This window comes from Proteus sp. fly-1067 (assembly GCF_040139345.1).
Lineage (GTDB): Bacteria > Pseudomonadota > Gammaproteobacteria > Enterobacterales > Enterobacteriaceae > Proteus > Proteus vulgaris_B.
Map to the genome: position 1 here is coordinate 1 of NZ_JBEEUL010000047.1, position 1099 is coordinate 1099.

Sequence of the window (1099 nt, forward strand, 5' to 3'; positions counted from 1 at the left end):
ACTCATTCACTTGTCGCCTAGTTACAACACGAATTATTTAGGGGATGTATTCCGTCATACTTCGCGCCGTAGCATTGTTGACTACGTTCATTCACTACTCATCACATACTTATGTATGCGCCTAGCGACTCAGTATCCTTTCGTAAATGTTGTATTTACAGAAATCTTTCTGAATTATAACTGGTTTTGCTGCTGGTTCAAAATCGGTTGGTAGTTATATCGATTATGTTGAGCTTAATTGACTGTCCTAAAAAATAACATCCCGAATCACGGATAGCCATGATTCGGGAGCACGCTTATTTTTCAGGAACAATAATCAATTTAGATTAATCGTCACCATTCAAACCGACGCGGTTCAGTAAAAATTGTGACAGCAAGGAGACTGGGCGACCCGTTGCTCCTTTTGCTTTACCTGAACGCCATGCTGTACCTGCGATGTCCAAGTGTGCCCAACTATACTTAGTTGCGAAGCGCGATAGGAAACAGCCTGCGGTGATTGCACCAGCAGGACGCCCGCCTGTATTCGCTAAATCTGCAAAATTAGGTGTAATTTGATCAAAATATTCGTCAGCTAATGGTAAGCGCCATGCTCGGTCACCAGATTGCTCCGACGCATTCAATAGCTCGTGAGCTAGCGGGTTGTGATTAGACATCAAACCAGTATAGTGGCTACCTAATGCGATGACACAAGCCCCTGTTAGCGTTGCAATATCAATAACTAATTCAGGATCAAAGCGTTCAACATAAGTTAGCGCATCACACAATACTAAGCGGCCTTCTGCATCTGTATTTAATACTTCAACCGTTTGGCCTGACATCGTGGTAAGGATATCACCCGGACGATAAGCACGACCACCGGGCATGTTTTCACAGCCGGCTAGAACACCAACCACGTTAATCGGTAGCTGTAGTTCGGTAATAAAGCGCATTACACCATAAACGGTTGCAGCACCACACATGTCATATTTCATCTCATCCATGCCATCGGCTGGCTTGATAGAAATACCACCTGAGTCGAATGTCAGCCCTTTACCGAGTAATACAATAGGTTTTGCTTCAGGATCAGCGCTACCTTTGTACTCCATAATAGACATCAGAG

At 44.1% G+C, this 1099-nt stretch carries 1 protein-coding gene; it reads right to left on the reverse strand.

What is annotated here, in order from left to right:
• Positions 1-326: 326 nt before the first annotated feature.
• Positions 327-1099, reverse strand: a 773-nt coding sequence (locus ABN217_RS18975; protein WP_349459814.1) for a leucyl aminopeptidase, incomplete at its 5' end; no start/stop codon positions are given.